Raw genomic sequence first — 21,779 nt, forward strand, 5'->3', positions numbered from 1 at the left:
TGCTCGGGCGGCCTCCGTCAGCGTCCCTCACCTCCCGCTCTGCTCCCGCCCGCTACGCCCAAGAGGGCTCCTGTCCTTCCTATGCTCAAATAGAGATTGTGGGACGTTCACGGCGTTCCTGGTCCGGCGCGCCGGATGAGGTCGCGGAAGGCGATCATGGCCGGGTCGGTGTGGGTGCGCTCGTGCCACCACAGGTTGAGGGTGAGGGTGAGCGGCGGCACCGGGCTCTGCACGGTGCGCAGGCCAAGGCGTGGGCCGAGGCGGGCGACGAGTGAGGCGGGAAGAGTGGCAACCAGATCGCTGCCAGCGATCACCGCCGCGGCGGCGGTGAAGTTCGGTACGATCAGCGCGACGTCGCGGGCGATGCCGAGGCGAGCATAGGCACCGGGCAGCTCGCGGTAGCCCTTGCCGGGCGCCACCTGCACCTCGACGTGGCGCAGGCCGGCCAGCACGCTCTTGGAGACGCGGTCGCCGGCCTGGGGATGATCGCGGCGCGCCACCAGCACGGTGCGCTCGCGGTACAGCGGCTCGAGGTGCATGCCGGGGCCCTTTTCGCCGACCGCGACGGCGACGTCGACCTCGGTGCTGGCCAGGCCGCCGCCAGAGAGCAGTGTGTCGATGCCGACCACCCGCAGGCTGGCGCGCGGCATCTCGGCGGCCATCAGCGTGGCGAGGCGGGGCAGCCGCACCACCTGGCCGGCGTCGGCGATGGCGAGCGAGAACTGGCGGGTAGTGGTGGCGGGCTCGAAGGTGGCGCCGTGCACGGCCTGTTCGAGGTCGCGGAGGGCGCGGGCCAGCGCTGGCGCCAGCTCGGCGGCGCGAGGGGTGGGCACGATGCCGCGGCCGCTGCGGGCGATCAGCGGATCGCCGAGCGCGGCACGCAGGCGGGCCAGCGAGTTGCTGATCGCCGAGGGCGTGACGTGGAGGCGGCGGGCGGCGCGCACCACGCTGCGTTCCGCGAGCACGGTGTCGAGCACCAGGAGCAGGTTGAGGTCGAGGGCGGAAAGGCTCACGGTTGGTGAGGATAGACGTCACGAATCATCACTGGTCGAAAATAACGAGCGGCCCCAGGGTGTGGTCATGCGCGAAATGCAGCTGTTCCCCCTGCTCCTCCTGGTCGCCCTCACGGCTTGTCTGCGTGCGGCGACCTCGCCCGCTTCCCCGCCTCCGGAGACCACCATGCGTGACGTCAACGTCCTCGATTCCCACATGTCCTACCGCGAAGCCGGCCACGGCCCCACCGTGGTCCTGCTCCACGGCAACCCGACCTCGTCCTATGTCTGGCGTAACGTCATCCCCCACCTCGCCGGGCGCCAGCGCGTGCTGGCACCCGACCTGATCGGCATGGGCGACTCAGGCAAGCCCGACATCGCCTACCGCTTCGCCGACCATGCCCGCTACCTCGACGCCTGGTTCGACGCCCTCGAGTTGCACGACGTCGTGCTGGTCGGCTACGACTGGGGCGGCTCTCTGGCCATGGACTGGGCCACCCGCCACCCCGAGCGGGTGCGCGGCCTGGTCGTGTTCGAGACCTTCTTGCGCTCGCTCGAGTGGAGCGACTACCCGCCGCGGGGCGCCGAGCTGTTCAAGAACCTGCGCACTGCCGGCGTGGGAGAGACCCTGGTGCTGGAGCAGAACCAATTCCTGGCCCGCTCGCTGGGCGCGGGCGTCAAGCGTGGCCTCACCGATGCCGAGGTCGCGGTGTACTACGCGCCCTATCCCGACCCGGCTTCGCGGCGCCCACTGCTGGCGTGGCCGCGCGAACTCCCCATCGAGGGACAGCCGGCGGAGATGATGGCGGTGCTGAACCGCTACGTCGACTGGATGGCGGCGTCGCGGTCGGTGCCCAAACTGCTACTCACCTTCGACAGCCCGACGCCGCTCGGCTCCCCCGCCACCGTCGAGTGGGCTCGCAACACGTTCGCCGTGCTCGAGGTGGTGGCGCTCGGCCCGGCTGGCCACCACGCCAGCGAGGATCTGCCCGACGACATCGGTCAGGCCATTGCCCGCTGGCTTGAGCGCCATCCCGGCCACGCTTCGAACCGCCCTGTCGCAAGGCCGCGATTCTCGCGCCGCTGAGGTGTCAAGGGATTCGAAACCGGGACTCGAGTGGGGAATGAGACTCGGCTTGGACGGGGCAAACGACGGCCTTCCAAGTCTTTCCGAGGTCTTGCGGGGGAGGGGATGGGTTGGCCGCTGAGGATGTTCCAGGAGGAAGGCTACTATTTCGTCACGTCCAGGTGTTTCCAGGGGCGAATGCTGCTGCGCCCCAGCCTGGAGGTGAACGAGGTGGTGGGAGGCGTGTTGGCCAAAGCGGTGCAACACAGTGCGGGCGGCGTGCGGCTACACGCTTTCACCTTCGCCTCCAATCACTTCCACCTGCTGGTGTGGGCTCGTGGTGCGTCCCTCGCCTCCTTCATGCAGTACCTGAGAGCCAATCTCTCCAAGAAGGTGGGGCGGTGGGTGGACTGGAGTGGAGGCTTCTGGGAGAGGCGCTACTCGGCCGAGCCGGTACTGGACGACACGGCGCTGGTGGGCCGGCTGCGCTACGTGCTCGCCCATGGAGTGAAGGAAGGATGGGTGGAGAAGTGCGCCCAGTGGCCGGGCCTCACGTGCCTGCCGCAGTTGCAGGGAGCGGCGCGGCGGCTCTTCCATGGGTTCAACTGGACGAAGCGCTGGAGCAAACGCGGCAGTGGGAGCAGGGAGGAGGGGGAGGGGCGGTTCGCCGAGCAGTGGGCCGAGCCGGTGGAGTTGGAGGTAGCGCCGCTGCCGTGTTGGGTGGGGAAGAGTGAAGAAGAGAGGCAGGGCGCGGTGCGGGAATTGCTCCAGGAGGTGGAAGCCGAAGCGCGTGCGCGAGGCAAGCCGGCCCTGGGGGCTCAGGCCGTGCAGGCGCAGCACCCGCATACCCGGCCTGAGCGACTCAAACGCAGCCCGCGGCCACTGGGGCATGCCTCCACGCGACAGGCGCTGAGAGAGTTGCGTGAGCAGTACCGTGCCTTCGTCGCGGTGTTCCGCGAGGCAGCGGCTCGGTGGAGACGGGGGGATTTTTTGGCTCATTTCCCTCGGTTCGCCTTCCCTCCTCGAGTGGTGCCGGGTTGAGTCTTTCAACTTCTTTGACACCTATCCCGCGCTGTAGGCTGGCGAAGCTCGGGCGTGTCGTCCGATTCCGTGTGATGGCGGCGCCGAACCTGCGCCGTGGGGGCTTGCATGAATGAGAGCGTGAGGACCAGGCGGTGGCCGATGGCCTTGGCCTTGGCGGCGATGCTGATCATCACGAGCACCCGCTATCTGCTCTCCGGCCTGTCGATCGTCCGCTATGAGCTGGGCCACATCTATGTGCCAGAGAACCGCGCCCGGCCGGGCAGCCGGCTGATCGCGGTCCGCTACATGCGGATCAAGGGAACGGCCCCCTGGGGAACGCCGCCGGTGTTCATGCTGCCGGGCGGTCCGGGCGACAGCTATATCGAAGCCTTCACGAAGTCCGGGCTGGACTGGTTCGGCGCGGGCAGGCAACGCGGCGACGTCCTTCGCTTCCGGCGCGCGGGCGACGTGGTCGTCATGGACCAACGGGGCGCGTCGGGCCCCTCGGAGCGGCTGGGCTTCAACTACAACCCCGATGGGCAGCCGCTGGATCGGCCGGCGCGTCTGGGTGATGAACTCGAGGCCGCTCCATCCGTGGTTCGCCGGGCGCTGGCCCGCTATCCGGATCATGACCTCGCCGGCTACACCGTCATCCAGTGCGTCGAGGACCTGAACGACCTGCGCCGGGCGCTCGGCTACGCCAAAATCAACCTCTTCGGGCTCAGCTACGGATCGCAGTGGAGCTTCGCGGTCATGCGGCTTCATCCGGAGACGGTGAGCCGCGTGCTCCTGTCGGGCGTCGAGCCGCTCGACAACGGCTACGACATGCCGTCCCACGTCTGGGCAGCCCTGATGCGGATCGCCGCGGAGGCGGAGGCCGATCCACGCCTTCGGGCGTCGCTTCCGCGGGGCGGCTTCCGGCAAGCCGTCGACGAAATCCTGGCCCGCCTCGAGAAAGCGGCGGTCACCGTCCGGCTGAAGTCCGGCGAACAGGTCGTGCTCGGCCCGGAGGACTTCCGATTGAGCCTCGTCGCCCGCCCGTCGGAGTGGCCGGCGCGCATCATCGACATCCATCGGGGGCGGTATGAGGCGTGGGCCGAGGAGGTCGCGGCCAGTCGGCGGCCCCTGAAGGCCACGCCGTCCGCGCTGATCGGTCCGTTGATCGACACCAGTTTGAACGTTTCGGAGACCCGTGGTCGGCTCCTTGCCAATGACCCTGCGGTCCGATACCTGGGAACCTGGGGTTTCGCTCCGTCGATGGCCGCCGCTTCCCTGTGGCCCACGCCCGACGTCGGGGACGCGCTTCGACTTCCGGCAGAGAGCCCGATCCCCGTAGTCTTCCTTCACGGGGACTGGGACACCTCCACGCCTATCGAAAATTCGCGGGAGATTCAGCCCTACTTCCCGAACAGCCGCCTGGTCGTCGTCCGGCGCGGCGGCCATGGGGCGATCTACGATCTGGCCGACCAGAATCCGGACCTGCTGGATCGGTTTCTCGACTACCTCCGAACGGGGGACATGACGGGCCTGCCGGCGGAGGTCGTTCTCGCACTGCCGAAATTCAGCGCGCCGGCGCCCTGAGCGGAGCACGCGGCGTTTACGTCCTCACTCACCGCCCCAACACCCCCCGCAACTGCGCCCGCTCCGCCGCCGACAGTCCCTGCCCGAACCGCGTCCAGCAGGCCTCGTCGCTCGTGGTGAACCTCGGCACCTCCCGCGCGCGGAGGCTGGCGTCGATGGGGGCCAGTTGCTTCAGGAGCTTGCGGACGTCGCCGGTCTCCCGCCCCAGGTTGGCCTCGCGGCCGCCCTACGAATCGTCTGACACCCTTCCGGATTCTCGGAGTTGGAGTCTCCGGCCAGTTCTTCCGTGGTGTTCTCGGACATCGTGGAGCGGAGAGACGCACGGAGGCCCATCTCCCTCCTGTTGAATGCCGGTGTCCGCGGGCGTGGACCGTGGACGCCGGCGCGCACGACGAGCTAAGTCACCTCGCCAACATGACTCCAAAGAAAAGGCGGGAGTGGGCCCGCGTCTTTATCAGTGCCAGGCGGCAGGGGCTTAGCGGGCTGAGACTCATCCTCGTCTCGGTCGAGTGCGCGAGTCAGCTGGGCACCCTGGTGCCCTTCCTCGTGGCCGTGCGTGTCGTGCCACGGGTTGCACCCACTCGAGGCCGCGTGGTGCGCGCGGCGTGGCACGTGCCTCCAACGCGGGGCCCGCGCGCTGTAGGGGCGATCGCCGTGGGCCTCGCCCTCTGGGGCGTGCTCACGCTCAGCGAGGACCCGGCCCCGCGCGCGGAGATGGAGGTGGAGGACACGGCGGTGCCGGAGTGGATCCTCACCGGCCAGGGCGACGCCGGGGTGGTGGCCAAGAAGATGCCCAGCAAGCGGATGAAGGGCCAGGCGGCGCCACCGTGCGAGGTGCCCAACGTAGCGCTCAACGACGCCTGCTGGGCGCGACTCGAGCAGCCTCCGCCTTGCGGCGACTTCTACGAGTCCGAGGGCCGGTGCTACGTGCCCATCGTCGAGAAGAAGCGCGCGCCCACCAGCGTGGGCGAGTAGACAGATGTGATTGCCGACGGCCATCCACTGCTCGCCGCAGCACAACACGCCAACGAGCTCCGCGACGACCTCTCCCTTGAGCAGATCCTCGACATGATCCACGCCATCGCGACAATCCACGGCGACACCCGCTACGTGGAGCCAATCCTCCGGACCGCACTCGAGGGCCTTCGGCGCCGAACGATGTGAAACCCGCACGGGGGCGCGGTAGAGGAATGGGCCTGTTGGCTCTGGGGTGGTGTAAGCCTCAACACCCCGCGCGCCGGGCGAGCCCCTGCGCTGGAGCCAAGCACGCCCTCGACGTGGGCAGGCCGACGAGTTCTTTGACACCTTCTCTGGCTCCGCTGCGGCGCGGTCGCCATGCACTACCGGCGCGCGCTGACCCCAGCACAAGCTTGAGCACGTGGTCCGGGTTCTTTCCCCGACACTCGCCCTGACGGAGCTTCCGGAGACGGTGTCAAAGGACTCGAAGCCCCGCTGAGGTGTCCCCGCTGAGGTGTCCGGAGACGGTGTCAAAGGACTCGAAGTTCGACCTTACCCATTTTTTCGCCGGCCCGAGGCGGCAGGCCCAGACCGTGAACGAGAAGGACAATCGTTCACGGAAAGATAATTATTCAACACCGTAAGTACGCATCCCGACGGGACTTCGCCGGTCCACCCCACCATGTTTGGTTGAGTAAGGGCTCGCGACCAAAGAGGTCTCCGAAGCGCCACCCGCCAAGAAAATGGCGCTCGCCCAAGGTCGGAGGCGAGCGCCGCAAGGTAAGACGGAGCGATGCTGAGAGCGTTTAAGCTCCCGGACATAGATATTGTCCACCCCCGCCATGAGGCCGCTGGGTGTGGGCGATGTGCTTTAGCGCGCAACTGCCAGCGCCTACTCCGACGTGGGCAGAAACCATGTCCGGGGGCTTAGTCGTCATCGGAGACGGCCCCGCAGTTCCCACACTGATTCGAACCCATTCCGGATCCCATCGTGGGCTGCTTGCATCGGAAGCAGGGGACGCCGGTGAACCGTTCGTTCTTTTCGGCTGATGCCGACATCAATGTTCCCGACAAGCTCTTGATGATCTGCAGGAGCTCAGAAACCTCTACCGGCGAGAGGCTGATCCTTTCGAAGCCATGTGCGGCGGCGTTCCGCAACTGCCAGACCTGCCTCAGTTTCTCGCGCATGCCTGGAGCGAGGAGGTTCCGAGCCTTGTCGAGGAGCACCGGGACGCTATCGGTCCTCCCGACGGGAATCCTATGAGCTTCGGCGAACGTGTGAAGCGCCTGCTCGAGTGCCGCACCCGCCATGACCAACGCCGACCGAACGTGCCCCGACATCATCGTTTGCTCAGCTTCCGCGAGCAGAGTCCGTTCGATGATTTCGTCAGCGGTGGACGGGCCACGGGCAGACGTCACGACCACATTCCGCTGAGTCTGCTTGCCGTCGCTTGGTACGGGCTGGGGCGGAACCGGTAGTGTGCCCGCCGAAGACGTCAGTCCTGGTTCCGTCGTCGCTGGCGCCGTAGTCATGCTGGCCCGGGCGGTCATCGCTGCTGCACCTGTCGTCGCTGCCGTCGCCGGGAGTTCCTTCGTGGGGATTGCTTCCTGGGACAGCACTTTGTCCCGAATCTGGTCCACCCCGCTTCGGAGTTCCTTCAGGGAGTTGTCGACGTCCCGAATCTGGTCCACCCCGCTCAGAATCTCTTTCAGGGAGTTGTCGACCCGAAGCTGCTTGTGGATTCGAAGGAAGTGGCCCGAGAACCACGACACGATGAACAAAGCGCTTACGAACTGCCCGATGACGGTCGTAACAGCTGGGCGCGGTGTGGCCGTGAACCAGTTGGCGAGGGTCCACAGCGCTGCGGGGATGGCAGGCAAGCCTAGTTCCTGAAAGAAGCGCTTGAGGGTGTCGCGGATTCGGGGTGCGGTGGGCTGGGTCATCTATCGTACCGGTCAACGCCAACGGTTGATGAATTCGAAAGGGTGGGCCCACCCATTCCCCTAAGGGGATTAGGAAGGGCATGAAGCGTCCCGTAGGAAGCCCATGGGACGCGAAGGAAGGCCCCATCCAGGCGCCGGGACGGGGCGTTTGGTCGTGAGGGACCGGCGACGCCACGGTGGACGTCGCCGGTCAGCAGCTCAGGGCGCTTGGGTAAGCAGCTCCTCCATCATCACATCCAACACCACCGCCTTCACCTGGAGGTGAAAGGGGATCTTCCGGAACCCCGCGTGGCGGCGGTTCGCGATGAGCGACTCGACGTACAGCTTGGGCGCCCAATTTCCGGTGTGCGTGATGGAGATGGGCCCATGCTTGACGCGGACGCCCTCTGCCCTGAATCGCCTAGTCCAGCCGCGGTAGGGGATGGGGGCGTAGCCGCAGGCCTCCATGCAGGCGATGAAGGCCCGCGCCCGCGTCTGACGTAGGCGCTTACCGGCGAGATTCTTCGGTGGCATTCAGGGGCCGTCCTTTCGTGCCTGCGAAAGGAGCCACCACCCGATACCGTCGGGGTGCTTGACGGTACCCCAATCGTGTGTATAACTAGTCCGAAATCGGCTCGATCCACATCCGTCCCTGGTATGTGAAGGTTCCCGATTAATTAGGCTTCCGCGGCGTTGCCGCGCCGCGGAAGCCAGCCTTACAGCTGGTTTTTGTTGCACTGTGTCCCCTCCTTTTGGGGGCGCGCACCTTCTCATGTCTGAAGATATCTGTCAAGTCCAATCATCGTTTGGTCTTGACTTTTTCTCCAGAGCTCCCGGGAAGGGGATGTGCTCGGTGAGCAGCGGTGAGCCGCTTCGCGGCATCTTCGTAGGGCCAGAGGCGTTTCTGGTGAGCACTGTCCTGGGGGAGTATCTGCTACGGTGCGACTCCAGAGGTCATCCGCCCTGGCACTACTATCGCCCGCTCATCTCCTGGCTCTACTTACCCTGGCCGTCCACGAGGTCGCGGCGGCCCAGCCCCCCCGGCCCGCGAGCGCCAAGAGCGGCAAGTTGTCGTCTCCAGCAGCCCTGACGAGCCGGTGCCGGAGGTGAGGGTGGCGGCCGGCATCGCCACCACCCTCGTCTTCAACGTCCCCATCGACAGGGCCTCAGTGGAGGTAGAGGGGCAGCGGACGCGCTTCCGGCTGGTGGACGTGGGCGAGCGCACCCTCTTCCTCAAGCCCCTCGTTCCTCCAGGGGACGGAGAGCGGCTGGGCGTGCGGGTGCGCTACAAGGACGGAGTCTCCCCCGCATTCGCCGTCTTCGCGCTCGTCTCCCACCCCACGGTGGTGGACACCCGGGTGGACGTTGCACGCATACAACGCTCCCCGGAGGTGCTGGAGGCTGAACTCGCTCAGTGCTCCCGGGAAGGTGTCAAAGGACTCGATCCGACACCTCGTCTCCTACGAATCGTCTGACACCCTTCCTCGGACACCCTTCCTCGGACACCCTTCCTCGGGACGACTCCTCCGTCGACTACATCCAGATGATTCTGAGCAGCTGAGCACGGCACGCCGTGCACGGGCGGGCTCAGCAGGGCCCGCCCTCCACCCGGTTCACGGCTCCTTCGACGCCTGAGGCGGCTGTGATTCGGCGGCGCCATGAACCTCCGCGCCAGCGGACACCTTCGCCAGGAACTCCCACGAGAGGTGGCCATCCGGATTCTTGGTTCCCCTGCCGGAGCACGTCACTCCACCGTAGAGGATGGCTCCAAAAGCGAGCCCCCACGGGACCAGTCGCGTCAGCCGACAGAACACCGTCTTCGCCGTCTTCGCCCACCCGATGGCGCCTTCCTGCTGCGCGGTCGTCTTCACCTTCATCGATGCCGCGGTCACCGCACGCTCTTTCTTCTTCGTCATTGCGTTGCCCTTTCGTGGAAGACTCTTTCCGTCCTACGTCTTCGACTCGTCGACTGCGTGTCCATGAAGCGACTTCAAGGCGCACGGCTCCCGATGCGGTGCCGTTCGCTGACCACCTTTCTGGAATGGGTGCTCACCTGTCTGCGGGTCTCGTCGAGTCACCACTCCCGCGAGGTAATTTGCAGGTGAGCGCCAGCCTGCGTGGGACGCGTTCCGGCCGGGCGCCTGCGCTTCTCCATGTTCAGTCCGTCCTGGCGCTGAACCGCTCAGGCTTGGCTCCGTGAGCGCGTAGGGTTCAACGGGCCGGACAGCCCTCTCTCGCTGGCCTGTTCACATCATGCGGCGACTGCGTCTTCACTCCGGGCGCTGGAGGACGCCTTGTTGCGCAGACCTCGGCGCGTCCGTGCGCCCTGCGCGTTGTTGGCCTCCGCCGTGCGCCGATTGATCTCTTCCTCGGCGAGCTCGCTTACGCGCGTGACGAGCCCGGTCAGGTCGTACTCCGGGGTGGTGTGCGAACCGTCGGCGCGCATCCGGGGGCGCTGGACGATGTAGTTCGCCTTGCGCAAGCGCGAGAGCGCCCGCTGCACGGTGCGCAGGCTCACGCCTCCCATTGCCTTGGCCATCTCCTTCTTGCCCAGGAAGGGCTTTCGGGTGGGCTCCCACCAGTGCACGATGAGGTGGAGCAGGACGTTCAGGTCGCTGGGCTCGAGCCCGAGGCGCGCTTGGTGCGTGATGAGAATGCTCGGCACGCCCATCCACCCGCTCTTCCACGCGGTCGGGCCCCACTTTTCGATGTTCCGCTTGTCGCGGCCCTTGCCGGTAGAGGGGGCAGGTTCCGTCGGTGCGGGGGTCTTGGCCTCCGCAGCGCTCTGGGGCGCGGAGGCCTCCGCCTTCGCCTCCGCCTCGGGAGCCACGACCTTGCGCGTGGGCATCGTCCTCTTCCTGGTCAACTTCTCCTTCGGCATTCCCATCTCGCTCCTCGAAAGCTCTCTGCCGGCGCGAGTGGTGCGCCAACAGGTCCCTTGATAGTCCTCAGGGGGACGCCTTCCAAGCGGTGGAACGTGGACAGCGGTGTCTACCCGTTAGGGGCATCCTTGGGCTCATGGGGCCTAAGGTTCAATGTTATTCAAGTTCTCGTTCTTATTTGGCCATGTGAGACCAGTCCCCCTGGTCAACAGTGACCCTGCCTACTGGACAAATCTGTCCATGTTCTCATCCATGCGGTCTCGCCGCCTTGCCGAGCCAGGGCATCAGTCCCAGCACAGTGCCAGCGTGTTCCACACCACCCACACAGCGTCGCCGCACGACGTCCCAGGCCACACGCCGCCGCCAAGTCCACGCGCTTGATGCGGCGGCCCTCGGCGGCTACGTCGCGCCGCGCACGCCGCTGGAGACACAGCTCGTCGAGGTCCCCCAAGCAGGAGAGAAGGCGAGAGTGGCGCTTGAGGCAGCGACGAGGAAGGAAGCGAGGAGGGAGAGGACGCTGCGAGTGGACCAGGCAGAACGACTGCGCAGGACCTTCGCGGTGGAAGTGTTCGCCTGAGAGATGTGTGGAGGCAGGCGGCGGGTGTTGGCGGAGGTGAAGGGAGCAGCAGGGGTGAGAGCGATTGTGGAGCACCTGGGGTAGCCGAAGGCGAGTGCGCACCTGGCCCCTGCGCGAGGGCCGCCCCAGAGCGTGTGGTGTTGAAGCTCAAGCCGCCCCAGCCAGCAAAGAGAGCCAGGCCCCTGCCTCGCCCCTCGTGGGAATGCGGCTGGGCTGGGCAGGCGTGTGTCTGCTGGAGATGAAAGGCTTCTGCGCTGGCCCGGCGTGCGGCTCATGGGCTCCCCGTCACCGTCCCTCACCTCCCGCTCTGCTCCCGCCCGCTACGCCCAAGAGGGCTCCTGTCCTTCCTATGCTCCGGCGAGTGCGTGCAGCAGCGGTGCCGGCAGTGCCGACGGGGCGAGGGCCTCGACGAGCAGCGTCGCGTAGCGCTCCTTGCGCCCGCCCTGGCTGCCGAAGAACCGGTGCAGCTGCTGGGGGAGCGGTCCCCGCGGCCCGCCCGTCCTGCTCAGGACGCCGAGCGCGGCTGCACGGTGAGGCTGTCGATGTTGACGTGGCCGCTGTCCTCGGGCCCGTACGCGTACGACACCGTGGTCACTCCCGCGGGCAGCGCCACCCGCACCGTCTGCAGGCCCCAGGTGTCCCAGACGCCGGTGGACGGCAGAGTGACCTGTTGTGCCGGCGCTGCGCCCACGGTGAGGGTCAGTGCCTTGTCCGACCCCGTCCCGTTGGCGTAGCGCAGGGAGAGCTCGTACGTGCCCGCCTGGGCGGCCTCGACCTGGAACCCGACGGCGGCGCCCTTCCGGTCGAAGCACGCGGCGAAGGAACTGCCGGTGTAGCCCCCGTGGTCGGTGGCCGTGCACGCCCCGCCGCCGAGCACGGCGTCCTCGGCCTCCAGGGTCCGGTCCAGCAGCGGCTCGACCAGCGCGAGCAGGACCGAGCGGGCGTGCGTGCTGACATTGCTCGGCTTCGCCGCCGCCAGCACGCCGCGCACGGACCAGAGCGCCGCGCGGACCTGCGCGGAGTCCCCTGCCTGCTGGGCTGCCGTGGCCGAGGCCAGCTGCGCCTGCAGGTCGCGGGCCGTGGCCGAGGCCACCTCCCCGCCGCGGGTCAGGGCGGCGAGCTCGTGCACGACCGCGTCCAGCCCGGCCGGCGAGTGCAGCCACTGGAAGAGCAGGTCCTCCAACTGCGCCTGGGCGGTCCCGTCGAGCTCGCTCTCCGGCGCGGTGTCGACCGCGGTCCGCACGGCCCGCAGGCGCTGCAGCGTCGTCGCGGCATCGCCTGCTGCGTCGGCGGTCATCGCCGCGGCGAGCAGCTCGTGCAGGCTCCGGGCGGTGCCCGCGGCCACATGCCCGGAGGCGGCCAGCCGGTCGACGGCGGCGTCGATGCCTGCCAGCGCCACCCGGGGCTGCACGGGTGCCGAGGCGACCGAGGCAGCCCCGTCGCCGAGGCGGTTGTGGGCGGTGACGACGAACGTGTAGGCGACGCCGTTCACCAGCCCGGGCACCACCGCCGACGTCGACGCGTCCCTCGTGGTCACCGACGCCGCCGCCGAGCCGCCGACGTACGCGGTGATGGTGGAGTGGTCGACCGGCTCGGCGCCGTCCCACCGCGGTGCGGTCCACGAGACCGTCGCCTGCCCGTCACCGGGGACGCCGGTCACACCGGTCGGTGCGTCGGGCACCGAGGTGTCGTTGACCTCGAGGCTCGCGACCTCGGGCGTGACGCCGGACACCGCCGTGTAGCGGACGTAGCGCGCGGTCGTGGGTGCCGTGACGACGCTGCTGGTGGCGTCGGCGGCGGTGCCCACCGTGCCCAGGGGCGTCCACGTGCTGCCGTCGGCGGAGACAGCGAGGTTGTATGCGGTGGTGCGCCCCGTGGCCGAGACCACGCGCACCCGGCGGACCGTCCTCGCGCTGCCGAGGTCGACGGTCAGCGACGCCCCGGCGGTCCTCGGTCGCCACTGCGTGGTCACGCTGCCGTCGACCGCTGCCACCGCGGGGAAGCTGGCGTCGGCGGAGCTCGCGGACACCGCTGCGCAGCGGGCGGTGTCGAAGGTGGGCTCGAGGTCCGGCCGACGGGTCGGGACCGTCAGCGAGCCGCCCGTCTGGACGGTGCGCGCCGCGGCACCGGCGACGGCGACGGGCAGCGGAGCCCCCGATACCAGCGTGACGGTGGTCGTCCTCGGCCCGACGCTCACGTCGAACCGGCGTCCCTGCCAGGCGAGCCCGGTCAGCTCGAGCCCCGGCAGCTGCGGCGGCAGCATCGGGTCCAGCCGCAGGGCGTCGGCATCCCAGCGCAGGCCGGGGAACCCGTACAGGAACTCCTGCAGGAACCCGCCCGCGCCCGTGGTGAAGGTGAAGGCGCCCCCGCCGCGGGTCTCGCTGAACTGGGCGAACGGTGCCCGCATGAACGGGTCCACGCTGCGCTTGAGGAACGTGTACGAGGCGCAGCCCGGCGTCCCCAGCTCGGCGGTGTCGATCGCGTGGATCGCGTCCGTCATCGACGGACCGCCGAGGTCCGTGCGCCCCACGTAGTAGTCGAGGTTGGCCTGCGCGACCGACTTCGGCATCGGGTAGCCCCAGGGGTACTGCAGCATGACCACGTCGGCCTGCTTGATGGTCTGCCCGCGGTAGCCGTCGTACTCCGGGTGGATGCCGAGCGCGGAGTCGAAGGGCACGACGATGCCGTCGGCGACGGTGGACCAGCGCGCGTCGGGCGTCCGGCCCAGGGTCTTCGCGGCGGCGGTCGCGATGCGCAGCGTGGAGGCGGCCGCGACGTTGGTGTAGACGTTGTCGTCGACGCGCACCGCGTACTCGTCCGGCGCGATCACGTCGTCGATGTGGTAGCTGCCGTCGTCGGCGCGGGTGGCGCGGCTGGCCCAGAAGTCCGCGGCGGCCTCGAGGACCGGCCAAGCCTTGTCGGCGAGCCACTGCTCGTCGCCGGTCGCCTGGTAGTACTGCCACTGGGCCAGGGCGACGTCGGCCGTCACGTGGATCTCGTACTTGCCGGTGTCGGCCCACGTCGGCGTCTGCTCGTCACCGGTCGAGGCGCTCTCCCACGGGAAGCGCGCGCCCTGCCAGCCGCCTGCCGTCGCGTACGCCTCGGCCCCCGGCAGCAGCCGCTGCCGGTACGCGGTGGCACCCTCCGCGAGGTCCGGATGCTGGGCGAGCAGCGCGGGGTACATCCAGGTCTCCATGTCCCAGAACACGTGGCCGGAGTAGCCGTCGGAGGACAGGCCTCCCGGCGAGGTGCTCCAGTCGACGCCGGACCGGACACTTTCGAGCAGGTAGAACATGCTGGCGCGGGCCTGCAGCGTCAGGGCGTCGTCGCCGGGGACGCGGATGTCGGAGGCCCAGAGGTCGGCCCACGCCGCCTCGTGGCCGCGCAGCAGCGAGTCCCAGCCGGCGGTGGCGGCGTCGCCGGACGCCTGGGCCGCGGCCGCCACGGGCGCCAGCCCGTCGACGCGGTCGGTGTCGACGCTGGTCGCGATCCCCACGTACTTCGTGACGGTGTACGTGCTCCCGTCGCGCACCTCGAAGCTGGCCCGCTGCGCGGCGCTCGAGCTCGCGAGCCCGTCGACGAGCGCGGTCGGGGTGACCGCATCCCCGACGCGGAGGGTGGACACGAGGCCTGCCACAGCTCCGGTGCCCACGGCCGTCACGGTCTCCCGCAGCTGGCCGCGGGCGGGGTCGAGCCCCGTCCCGGAGACCGCCGCCGCGTGGACCGCCCGCCCGTCGAAGGCGTCGGTGACGCTCGCGGTCCCGCTCCAGTGCGGCCGCACGGTGAGGCGCACGGCTCCCACGTGCGCCCGCGCCCGGTCGGCGACGACGTCGTAGCGCAGGTCGGTGACGCGGCCGGCGGGGGAGGTCCAGGTCAGCGAGGTCGTGAGGACGCCGCGCCACAGGTCCAGGGTCTGCCGGTAGTCGCTGATCTTGCCGCTGCCAGGGGCAGGAGCAGGTGTGCCGTCGGTGGTGAGGGCGAGGGAGTCGACGTTGACCATGCACCCGTCGCCGGCCTCGCAGGACAGCGCGACGGTGTCGGTCCCCGCGCTCAGCGGGACCTGCACGGTCGCGGTGGACCAGCTGTCCCAGCCGTCGGTCGGCGGCAGCGCCACCGTGCCCTGCTTCGTGCCGCCCACCCACACGCTGAGGCTGCGCGTACGCACCCCGTCCCCGCCGTCGCTGTTGGCGTAGCGCACCCACAGGGTCGAGGTTCCGGTCGTCGGCACGTCGGTGACCTGCAGCGTCATGCGCGCGCCGACGACCGGGTGGCCCTGGTCGCCGTAGCCGGCGACGAACGCGCCGCCCGAGGCGCCGGAGTGGTCGGTCGCGCGGGTCGCGCCGCCTGCGAGCTCCCCGCTCTCGGCCTCGCAGACCAGGCCGTAGCGGCACAGGGCCGCGTGCGGGCCGCCGCCGTAGCTGCCGCTGCCGTCGGAGAAGCCGAGCGAGGTCCACATGGGCAGGCTGGCCCGGATCTCGACGTCGCCCCGCGGGTGGGCGTAGAACCCGGCCACCTGCGCCTGGGTGGGGACCGGCGCGCTGGACCAGCCGGCACCCTCGGCCGGTACGCGCGCCGCGAGGTAGCCGTTGCCGACGAACGTGGGGGAGTAGTCGCGGGTCGGGTCCGTGGTGCTCAGGGTCCACGCCGAGCCGGTCGGGCCGGTCGGGTCGGTCGGGTCGGTCGGGTCGGTCGGGCCGGTCGGGCCGGTCGGGTCCGCGGGCCGGCATGCGGCGAGGGGGGCGACGAGGGCCGCGATGCCCACGATGCCCACGGCGACGAGGAGCCTGCGGGCGCCGGCTCGGGAGCGTCGCGGTGCCGTGGGGTGTGGCGGTTCGAAGCGCATCGGTCGGCCTCCTGAGCCGTCGTGGGTCAAGGTCGCGGGAGTCGTGGGGGGGGGGCGGGCCTACACCGCTGCCCTTGCGGGCGCGGGTGCAGGGGCTGTGCAGGCCCCGACCAAAGCACCCCGGCCTGCGGTTGACAACGTTCGTAGTTGCCTGCGTGCTGGCCAACGGCTCCCTTGCAAGTGACGCCTCACTTCCACTCGCTGGTGCCGGACGGTGTTTTCGTGCCGACGGAGGGCGGCGATCTCATCCATTCTCGATGCCTCGTAGGTAGGCGCAAAACATGTCGGCCATGGCGTCGGCGTAGGCCTCGATCTCGGCAGGGGTTCGAGGACTTTCCGAGAAGTGCTTCCCCACCGCTCTCAGCGTCGATGTGAGCAGGTCGCCGGCCAAGGCACGCGTCGCTTCGGATGCGTTGGGTAGTGCCTCCTGCATGAAGACCTGGATCGTGCGGCCTCCCGACGCTCTCGCCTCCTGTGCCTCGGGCGCATCGCGATAGAGCGGGGCGGCGTCATTGAGGGCCACGCGCGCCTCGGCCTCCGCACATTCTGAGCGGATGAAGGCGTGGACCAGGGTGCGCAATCGTTCGAGCGGAGGTCTCTCGACGTCCTCGAGGATGACGCGCAGCAACTCGGTCGTCTCCCGCCATTCGTCGCTCTGGAGCCGGAACAGGAGCGCCGCCTTGTTCGGGAAGTACTGGTAGAGCGACCCGACACTGACGCCAGCCTTCTCGGCCACCCGCGCCATGGTGAAGCGCTGCGCCCCCTCCTTCGCCAAAACCTGAACTGCGGCCTCCAGAACCGCGGCGACGAGTCCCGTCGAGCGGGCCTGCTTGGGCTCTTTTCTCGAGGAAATTCGAGGACTTCGTCGTTCAGTCATGGCGGGCGAACCCAATGCGAATCGCGAACCTGAATGATTAGTCGTATTTCTACTCGGGCGCAAGGACGCGCTGAACTCAACCAGAGACCTACATGACCACCCTGACTGCCCATGCCGCCGCCATACCCGACGCGGCTCCACCTGCAATTCGTGTCGCGAAACCCGCGCCCGGTGTGGGCGCGCGGGATGCCATCGAACTCGGATGAACCGGGAAACTTCGCGCCTACGGAGGACACGATGAATCTGCAATCCAAGATGAAACTGAACCACATGAGCTTCCCCACCGTGGACGTCACGACGGAGGCGAAGTTCTTCGAAGAGCATTTCGGCGCGAGGATCGAATTCGTCGACGCCGCCACGGGAAGCGCTCTCCTGAAGCACGGGGAGAACGACATCGTACTGGAAGCCATGAAGGACACGGTTCCTTGGCACAGGGACTTCCACTTCGGGTTCGAATTCGAGACCAGGCGCGAAGTCGACGCTCTCTATGAGCAACTGAAGCGCGCTGGCGTGAAACTCGAAACCGGAGTGTTCAACCGTATGGGACGCGGCTCTCGTTTCTTCGGACGGACGCCGGGCGGCGTTCAGTTCGAGATCCTCACGCGGGAAGACATGGAATCCAAATGGGACGCTAACAAGAAGTGAAATGGCTGAATCTCAGGGCGTTTGACCAATGCCAACTACTGCCTCTTCTTCTACGGCCAACTCGTCTCCGTGATCGGCACATGCATGCAGACGACGATGGAGGCGTGGCTGGTCCCATCGACTCACGCAGTCCACGTTCTGGCGGGTGGGGTGTCAGGCGACTCGTAGGGAGTGAGGTTGTCGGCACGAGTCCTTTGACACCTTCCCGGAGCTCCGCCTCGCCAGGGCACTGGGCCTGTCCCGATTCCGTGGCCGGACCCATGCGTCGGCGACACGGAGCGAGCCTTGACGAACAGGAAGGGACAGCAAGCGCATGTCAGACCAGTCGGGTACTCCTCCCTCCTCGCCCCATTCGAGGGGCAGTACCCGGAGGCATGCATGTCGATGACCCGCAGTCCAAGCTCCATCCCACTGTCCGGTGTCTGGGATTCCCCCTCCGTGTTCAGCGTGCTGTGTGCGGCGCTGCTGTCCCTCTCCGGCATGGCCTGCAGTCAGTCCGTACGCGAAGCACCGCGCGTCGCGTCGGGAGACGCCGGGGAGCGGGGACCCTGCCGTGGGGCCGATCTCGAGCTCAATCAAATCGTGGATGCCTGCAGCGTCCGGGAGCGACCGAAGCCGCCGCCTCCAGCCTCCGCCATGCGCGTCGAACTCTCTCCAACGAGAGTCTCGGTACGCTCGGGTGCGGAGACGCCCGTGACGGTGAAGATGACCAACCTCACGAGTGCCCCCATGGAGCTCGACATTCCATTGGGCTGTATGGATTTCGATATCGAGGTGTATCGCGAGGGCCAGGAGGCACGCGTGGATCAGGAGTATGTGGAGGAGTGCCTGGGCATGGGCGGGATCTGTGGCCCGGTTCTTCCTGTCCGGGTCACCCTGGAGCCACAAGGCACCCTGAGGGCGAACCTCAGCCTTGCCGCTCGTGTCTCCCGGTGGGACAAGAAAGGGGACGGGTGCGTCAGTCATCTCGCTGGCGCCCTGCCGCCGGGGCGCTACGGGATTCGCGTCCAGTTGCCATTCTCTTATCCCACCCCTGAAGAGCCGGAGTCCTTGGAACCGAGGGTGGTGGAAGGTCCTGTCGTCGTACTGCCGTAGACAGCCATGTGGCCCAGGCTCCCTGGCGCCCCTCCCTGGGAGGGAGTGGATATCACCCCCGTCCCCCGGTCATGAGACGCCGCCGGGTCGGTCTCCATCCGGTGATCTTCCTCATGGACCAGGGTTCACTTCAGTCGAGGTCTATCTGGTCTTTCACCGTGACGCCAAGAAGACGCCGCGGGTGCGCGTGGTGGTGCGCGAGCTTGAGGCCGAGCTTCGCCGTCATCTCGGCTGAAGCGTCACGGCCGAACCGCCTCGAGCGGCGCCGCGAGCGCCAGGGCAGCCGCGCGCATCATGTCGATCAAGACACGCGGTTCAGCCTGTTCGGTTTTCATGGATGAAAAGCAGATTACCATGAATGCGCATTGAGGGCCACTGGCTCCAAAGCAATAGTGGCGGCATGAAGATCGGACGCGGGATTCATGTGCTGTGCGCTGTATGGATGACAACGGGCAAGCTCCTGGGATGCGGAGACGACCAGTCTGGAGAAAACGACCAGTCCAGAAGTTGCGCCAGGCTCGCGAAGATGCGTTTGACAGCGGCCAAGATTGGCTTGCCCACGAGTGGCGCAAAAATCGTATCGGCGGTGGAGGTTCCAGCGCGCACCGACGGGCAGGTCACGAAGCCGGAGCATTGCCTGGTCTCCGCAGAGGTGTTCCCCGTCGATTCGAGGGCACCGTCTATTCTCCTGGCAGTAGCCCTACCGACTCAGTGGAACGAGAAGGCGGTGTGGCTCGGTGGTGGTGGTTTCGACGGCGTCATTCCCGACGTCACGGGCAACTCACTCAACACGCTTGCACCGGCGCCGCTCGCGCGCGGATACGCCGTGTTCGCGAGTGATGGTGGACACCAATCGACAGCCGCCTCGCCCGGCACGGATGCCTCCGCGCTCGCAAACGAGGAGGCATACCGCAACTGGCTCTCCGATGCCCCAAAGAAGGTGCGTGACGTCGCGGGCCAGATCATCCGGACGTATTACGGGAGCGACGCCGCGCATTTCTACGCGGTGGGAAGCTCGACGGGCGGACGCGAGGCGCTGTTCGCGACGGCGCGCTTTCCAACCGACTGGGATGGAGCGCTCGTGTTGTACCCGGCGCGCAACGTGATGAATACGATGCTTGGCCTCACCGCGATGGTCGAGGCGTTGTCGGCTCCAGGGGCGTTCCCGAACGCGGCAAAACGCAAGCTCGTATGGGACGCGGTGCTGACCAGATGCGATGCTCTCGACGGTCTGGCCGACGGCGTGGTCGGCGACGTCGTGAGCTGCAGCAAGCAGTTCGATGTGACGGCGCTGCGGTGTGCGGGCGGTGCGGACACCAGCGACGCGTGCCTGTCTGACGCGCAGATTCACGCCTTCGCGACCATCGATGCCCCCGTACAGCTGGCGTCGCCGCTCGCCAACGGCGACACCGAGTTCGCTGGTTACAACGTGTACGCGGCTGCACAGGGCGTCGGGACCGATTCGCCGCTGGAGCATCACGTACAGTCCGTCGACCTTGGCTCGCACGCACCGAGCTTTCCTGTCGATCCGCTCACCCATTCGTTCGCGGCGGCCTTCGTCGACAGCTTCATGCGCCACGTCATCGTCAAGGATCAGTCCTTCGACTACCGGACCTTCGACGTGCGGACGTTCGGCCCCTATGCCGCGCGCGTGCAGGCGCTGTCGGCGCTCGACGTGGGCGATGCCGATATGGGTGGGTTTGCCGCGCGGGGCGGAAAGCTTCTGTTGCTTCATGGCACGGGCGACATGCTGACGAGCCCGCGGACGACGGAGCGCTACGTGGAAGAAGTGCAGGCGTCGATTGGCGCGACGGCCACCGACGCGATGCTGCGCTACTACGAGGTTCCTGGGTTCCAGCACGCCGCCAGCACCGTCTTCCAGGTGTCGTGGGATGGTCTCGGCGCGCTCGAGAAGTGGGTCGAGACCGGCAAGGACCCTGGTGACGACGAGGTCGTCACGGACCTGGCGGGCGTGGCGGGGCGCACTCGACCGCTCTGCAGGTATCCGACCTTTGCGAGATATCGCGGGACGGGAGAGCCGAACGACGCTGCATCGTTCGAGTGCGCGGCGCCCTGACGCGGCCGATCGACCGCGCGCGGGCGGCTCGCTTTGCGTCCGCTGATGCCGCCGGAGCTGATGCCGCCGCCGCATCCAACGCCGGGCGAGGGCGGGCCGCGGATTCACAAGAAGTACAACTCGGCGTTCGCAGGGTATGGACTGGCAGATGGCTCTGTCGCTCTATCGGCCGAATTGGGACTGCAGGCTCTCTGGGACGCGCGCTCCTTGGATCTGGATGTGCGCGGCTGCTTCCTCGATGCTCTGCAGGTCTCGAGACGTCAGCTCAAGGTCGATAGCGCCCAGATTTTCTTCCAGTCGATGCAGCTTGGTGGTGCCGGGGATCGGCACGAACCACGGCTTCCGCGCCAGCACCCAAGCAAGCGCGATTTGCGCCGGGGTCGCCTGTTTGGCGGTAGCAATGTGCTGGAGCAAGTCGACTAGCGCTTGGTTGGCTCGCATGGCTTCGGGCGCGAAGCGGGGCAGCAGACGGCGTAGATCGTTGTCGGCCAACGGTGTGGTGAAGTCCATTTTGCCAGTAAGAAAACCCTTGCCGAGCGGGCTGAAGGGTACAAACCCAATACCCAGCTCCTGAAGCGTTGGAATGATTTCCAGTTCGTGCTCTCGCATCCACAGCGAGTATTCGCTCTGCAACGCAGTCACACGTTGCACGGCGTGGGCGCGGCGAATGGTCGTTGCACCGGCCTCTGACAAACCGAAGTGCTTGACCTTGCCCTCTGTAATCAGGTCTTTGACTGTCCCGGCTACATCTTCGATAGGCACGTTCGGATCGACACGGTGCTGGTAAAGCAGGTCGATGCAATCGGTTCCAAGACGCCTGAGCGACGCTTCGGTCACTCGACGGATCTGTTCGGGTCGGCTGTCGACGCCCGAGAGCGGGCTTGGCCCGTGCTCGCCGTGCTTGATACCAAACTTCGTTGCGATCACAACCTGGTTGCGTACAGGCGCTAGCGCCGAACCGAGTAACTCCTCATTGAGGAATGGGCCGTAGACTTCGGCAGTGTCAAAGAAAGTCACGCCACGATCGACTGCAGCGCGCAGCAACTGTGTCATCTCTGTCGAGTCGGGCGGCGAGCCATAAAAGAAGCTCATCCCCATGCAGCCCAAACCCATGGCAGAGACTTCGAGTTCTCCAAGTTTGCGCTTTTGCATTGACGATTCTCCTTTTCAGAGGGAAAATGGGGATGTGCCTCTGGTCCCGAGTGGATGCGGATCCGCCCGTAGCGGCTTCGCTTCCCGCT

Annotated in this window: 17 protein-coding genes; 9 read left to right on the top strand and 8 right to left on the bottom strand. The window is 67.5% G+C overall.

What is annotated here, in order from left to right:
- Window positions 1-107: 107 nt before the first annotated feature.
- Window positions 108-1,013, bottom strand: a complete 906-nt coding sequence (locus F0U63_RS08160) for a LysR family transcriptional regulator (protein WP_395845315.1) — start codon at window positions 1,011-1,013, stop codon at window positions 108-110.
- Window positions 1,014-1,179: 166 nt separating this feature from the next.
- On the opposite strand from F0U63_RS08160, the gene F0U63_RS08165 reads away from it, so the two are divergent.
- The 5 genes from F0U63_RS08165 to F0U63_RS08185 all read left to right on the top strand — a co-directional run bounded on the left by F0U63_RS08165 (window position 1,180) and on the right by F0U63_RS08185 (window position 5,826).
- A complete protein-coding gene (locus tag F0U63_RS08165; protein WP_395845316.1) occupies window positions 1,180-2,079 on the top strand; it encodes a haloalkane dehalogenase in 900 nt (299 codons plus the stop codon).
- Between the two features lie 177 nt (window positions 2,080-2,256).
- On the top strand, window positions 2,257-3,099 hold the full coding sequence (locus tag F0U63_RS08170) for a transposase (protein ID WP_395845317.1): 843 nt from the start codon (window positions 2,257-2,259) through the stop codon (window positions 3,097-3,099).
- Between the two features lie 141 nt (window positions 3,100-3,240).
- Entirely contained in the window at window positions 3,241-4,662 is a 1,422-nt protein-coding gene (locus F0U63_RS08175) for an alpha/beta hydrolase (RefSeq protein ID WP_395845318.1), read from the top strand.
- 414 nt (window positions 4,663-5,076) lie between these two features.
- A complete protein-coding gene (locus F0U63_RS08180) occupies window positions 5,077-5,637 on the top strand; it encodes a hypothetical protein (RefSeq protein WP_395845319.1) in 561 nt (186 codons plus the stop codon).
- 6 nt (window positions 5,638-5,643) lie between these two features.
- Entirely contained in the window at window positions 5,644-5,826 is a 183-nt protein-coding gene (locus F0U63_RS08185; RefSeq protein ID WP_395845320.1) for a hypothetical protein, read from the top strand.
- Window positions 5,827-6,546: 720 nt separating this feature from the next.
- Here the strand turns inward: F0U63_RS08185 and F0U63_RS08190 are convergent.
- Together F0U63_RS08190 and F0U63_RS08195 are read right to left on the bottom strand one after the other, a co-directional pair.
- On the bottom strand, window positions 6,547-7,563 hold the full coding sequence (locus F0U63_RS08190) for a hypothetical protein (protein WP_395845321.1): 1,017 nt from the start codon (window positions 7,561-7,563) through the stop codon (window positions 6,547-6,549).
- A 198-nt stretch (window positions 7,564-7,761) separates the two neighbouring features.
- Window positions 7,762-8,076 (bottom strand): hypothetical protein, encoded by a 315-nt coding sequence (locus F0U63_RS08195; protein ID WP_395845322.1) that lies wholly within the window; start codon window positions 8,074-8,076, stop codon window positions 7,762-7,764.
- A 440-nt stretch (window positions 8,077-8,516) separates the two neighbouring features.
- Between F0U63_RS08195 and F0U63_RS08200 the strand changes: the two genes are divergently transcribed.
- Complete coding sequence (locus F0U63_RS08200; protein ID WP_395848338.1) at window positions 8,517-9,017, top strand: DUF2381 family protein; 501 nt, start codon at window positions 8,517-8,519, stop codon at window positions 9,015-9,017.
- Between the two features lie 138 nt (window positions 9,018-9,155).
- Here the strand turns inward: F0U63_RS08200 and F0U63_RS08205 are convergent, their stop codons facing one another.
- From F0U63_RS08205 to F0U63_RS08220, 4 genes are all read right to left on the bottom strand, one after another.
- Window positions 9,156-9,458, bottom strand: a complete 303-nt coding sequence (locus tag F0U63_RS08205; RefSeq protein ID WP_395845323.1) for a hypothetical protein — start codon at window positions 9,456-9,458, stop codon at window positions 9,156-9,158.
- A gap of 335 nt (window positions 9,459-9,793) precedes the next feature.
- Window positions 9,794-10,423 carry a helix-turn-helix domain-containing protein gene (locus F0U63_RS08210; RefSeq protein ID WP_395845324.1) on the bottom strand — a complete coding sequence of 210 codons (630 nt, stop codon included), beginning with the start codon at window positions 10,421-10,423 and terminating at the stop codon, window positions 9,794-9,796.
- Between the two features lie 1,083 nt (window positions 10,424-11,506).
- A complete protein-coding gene (locus F0U63_RS08215) occupies window positions 11,507-15,844 on the bottom strand; it encodes a carbohydrate-binding protein (RefSeq protein ID WP_395845325.1) in 4,338 nt (1,445 codons plus the stop codon).
- A gap of 244 nt (window positions 15,845-16,088) precedes the next feature.
- On the bottom strand, window positions 16,089-16,721 hold the full coding sequence (locus tag F0U63_RS08220; protein WP_395845326.1) for a TetR family transcriptional regulator: 633 nt from the start codon (window positions 16,719-16,721) through the stop codon (window positions 16,089-16,091).
- 237 nt (window positions 16,722-16,958) lie between these two features.
- Between F0U63_RS08220 and F0U63_RS08225 the strand changes: the two genes are divergently transcribed.
- The 3 genes from F0U63_RS08225 (at window position 16,959) to F0U63_RS08235 (ending at window position 20,538) form a co-directional block, all read left to right on the top strand.
- On the top strand, window positions 16,959-17,366 hold the full coding sequence (locus F0U63_RS08225) for a VOC family protein (protein WP_395845327.1): 408 nt from the start codon (window positions 16,959-16,961) through the stop codon (window positions 17,364-17,366).
- 693 nt (window positions 17,367-18,059) lie between these two features.
- The gene (locus F0U63_RS08230; protein ID WP_395845328.1) at window positions 18,060-18,461 is read left to right on the top strand and encodes a hypothetical protein; all 402 of its coding nucleotides are present in this window, start codon (window positions 18,060-18,062) and stop codon (window positions 18,459-18,461) included.
- Between the two features lie 400 nt (window positions 18,462-18,861).
- Window positions 18,862-20,538, top strand: coding sequence for a tannase/feruloyl esterase family alpha/beta hydrolase (locus tag F0U63_RS08235; RefSeq protein ID WP_395845329.1), 1,677 nt, complete (start codon window positions 18,862-18,864; stop codon window positions 20,536-20,538).
- Window positions 20,539-20,700: 162 nt separating this feature from the next.
- On the opposite strand, the gene F0U63_RS08240 is transcribed toward F0U63_RS08235, so the two are convergent.
- Window positions 20,701-21,690, bottom strand: a complete 990-nt coding sequence (locus F0U63_RS08240) for an aldo/keto reductase (protein WP_395845330.1) — start codon at window positions 21,688-21,690, stop codon at window positions 20,701-20,703.
- Window positions 21,691-21,779: the final 89 nt, after the last annotated feature.

It is taken from the genome of Cystobacter fuscus, from assembly GCF_044360685.1.
GTDB classification, from domain to species: Bacteria; Myxococcota; Myxococcia; order Myxococcales; family Myxococcaceae; genus Cystobacter; species Cystobacter fuscus_C.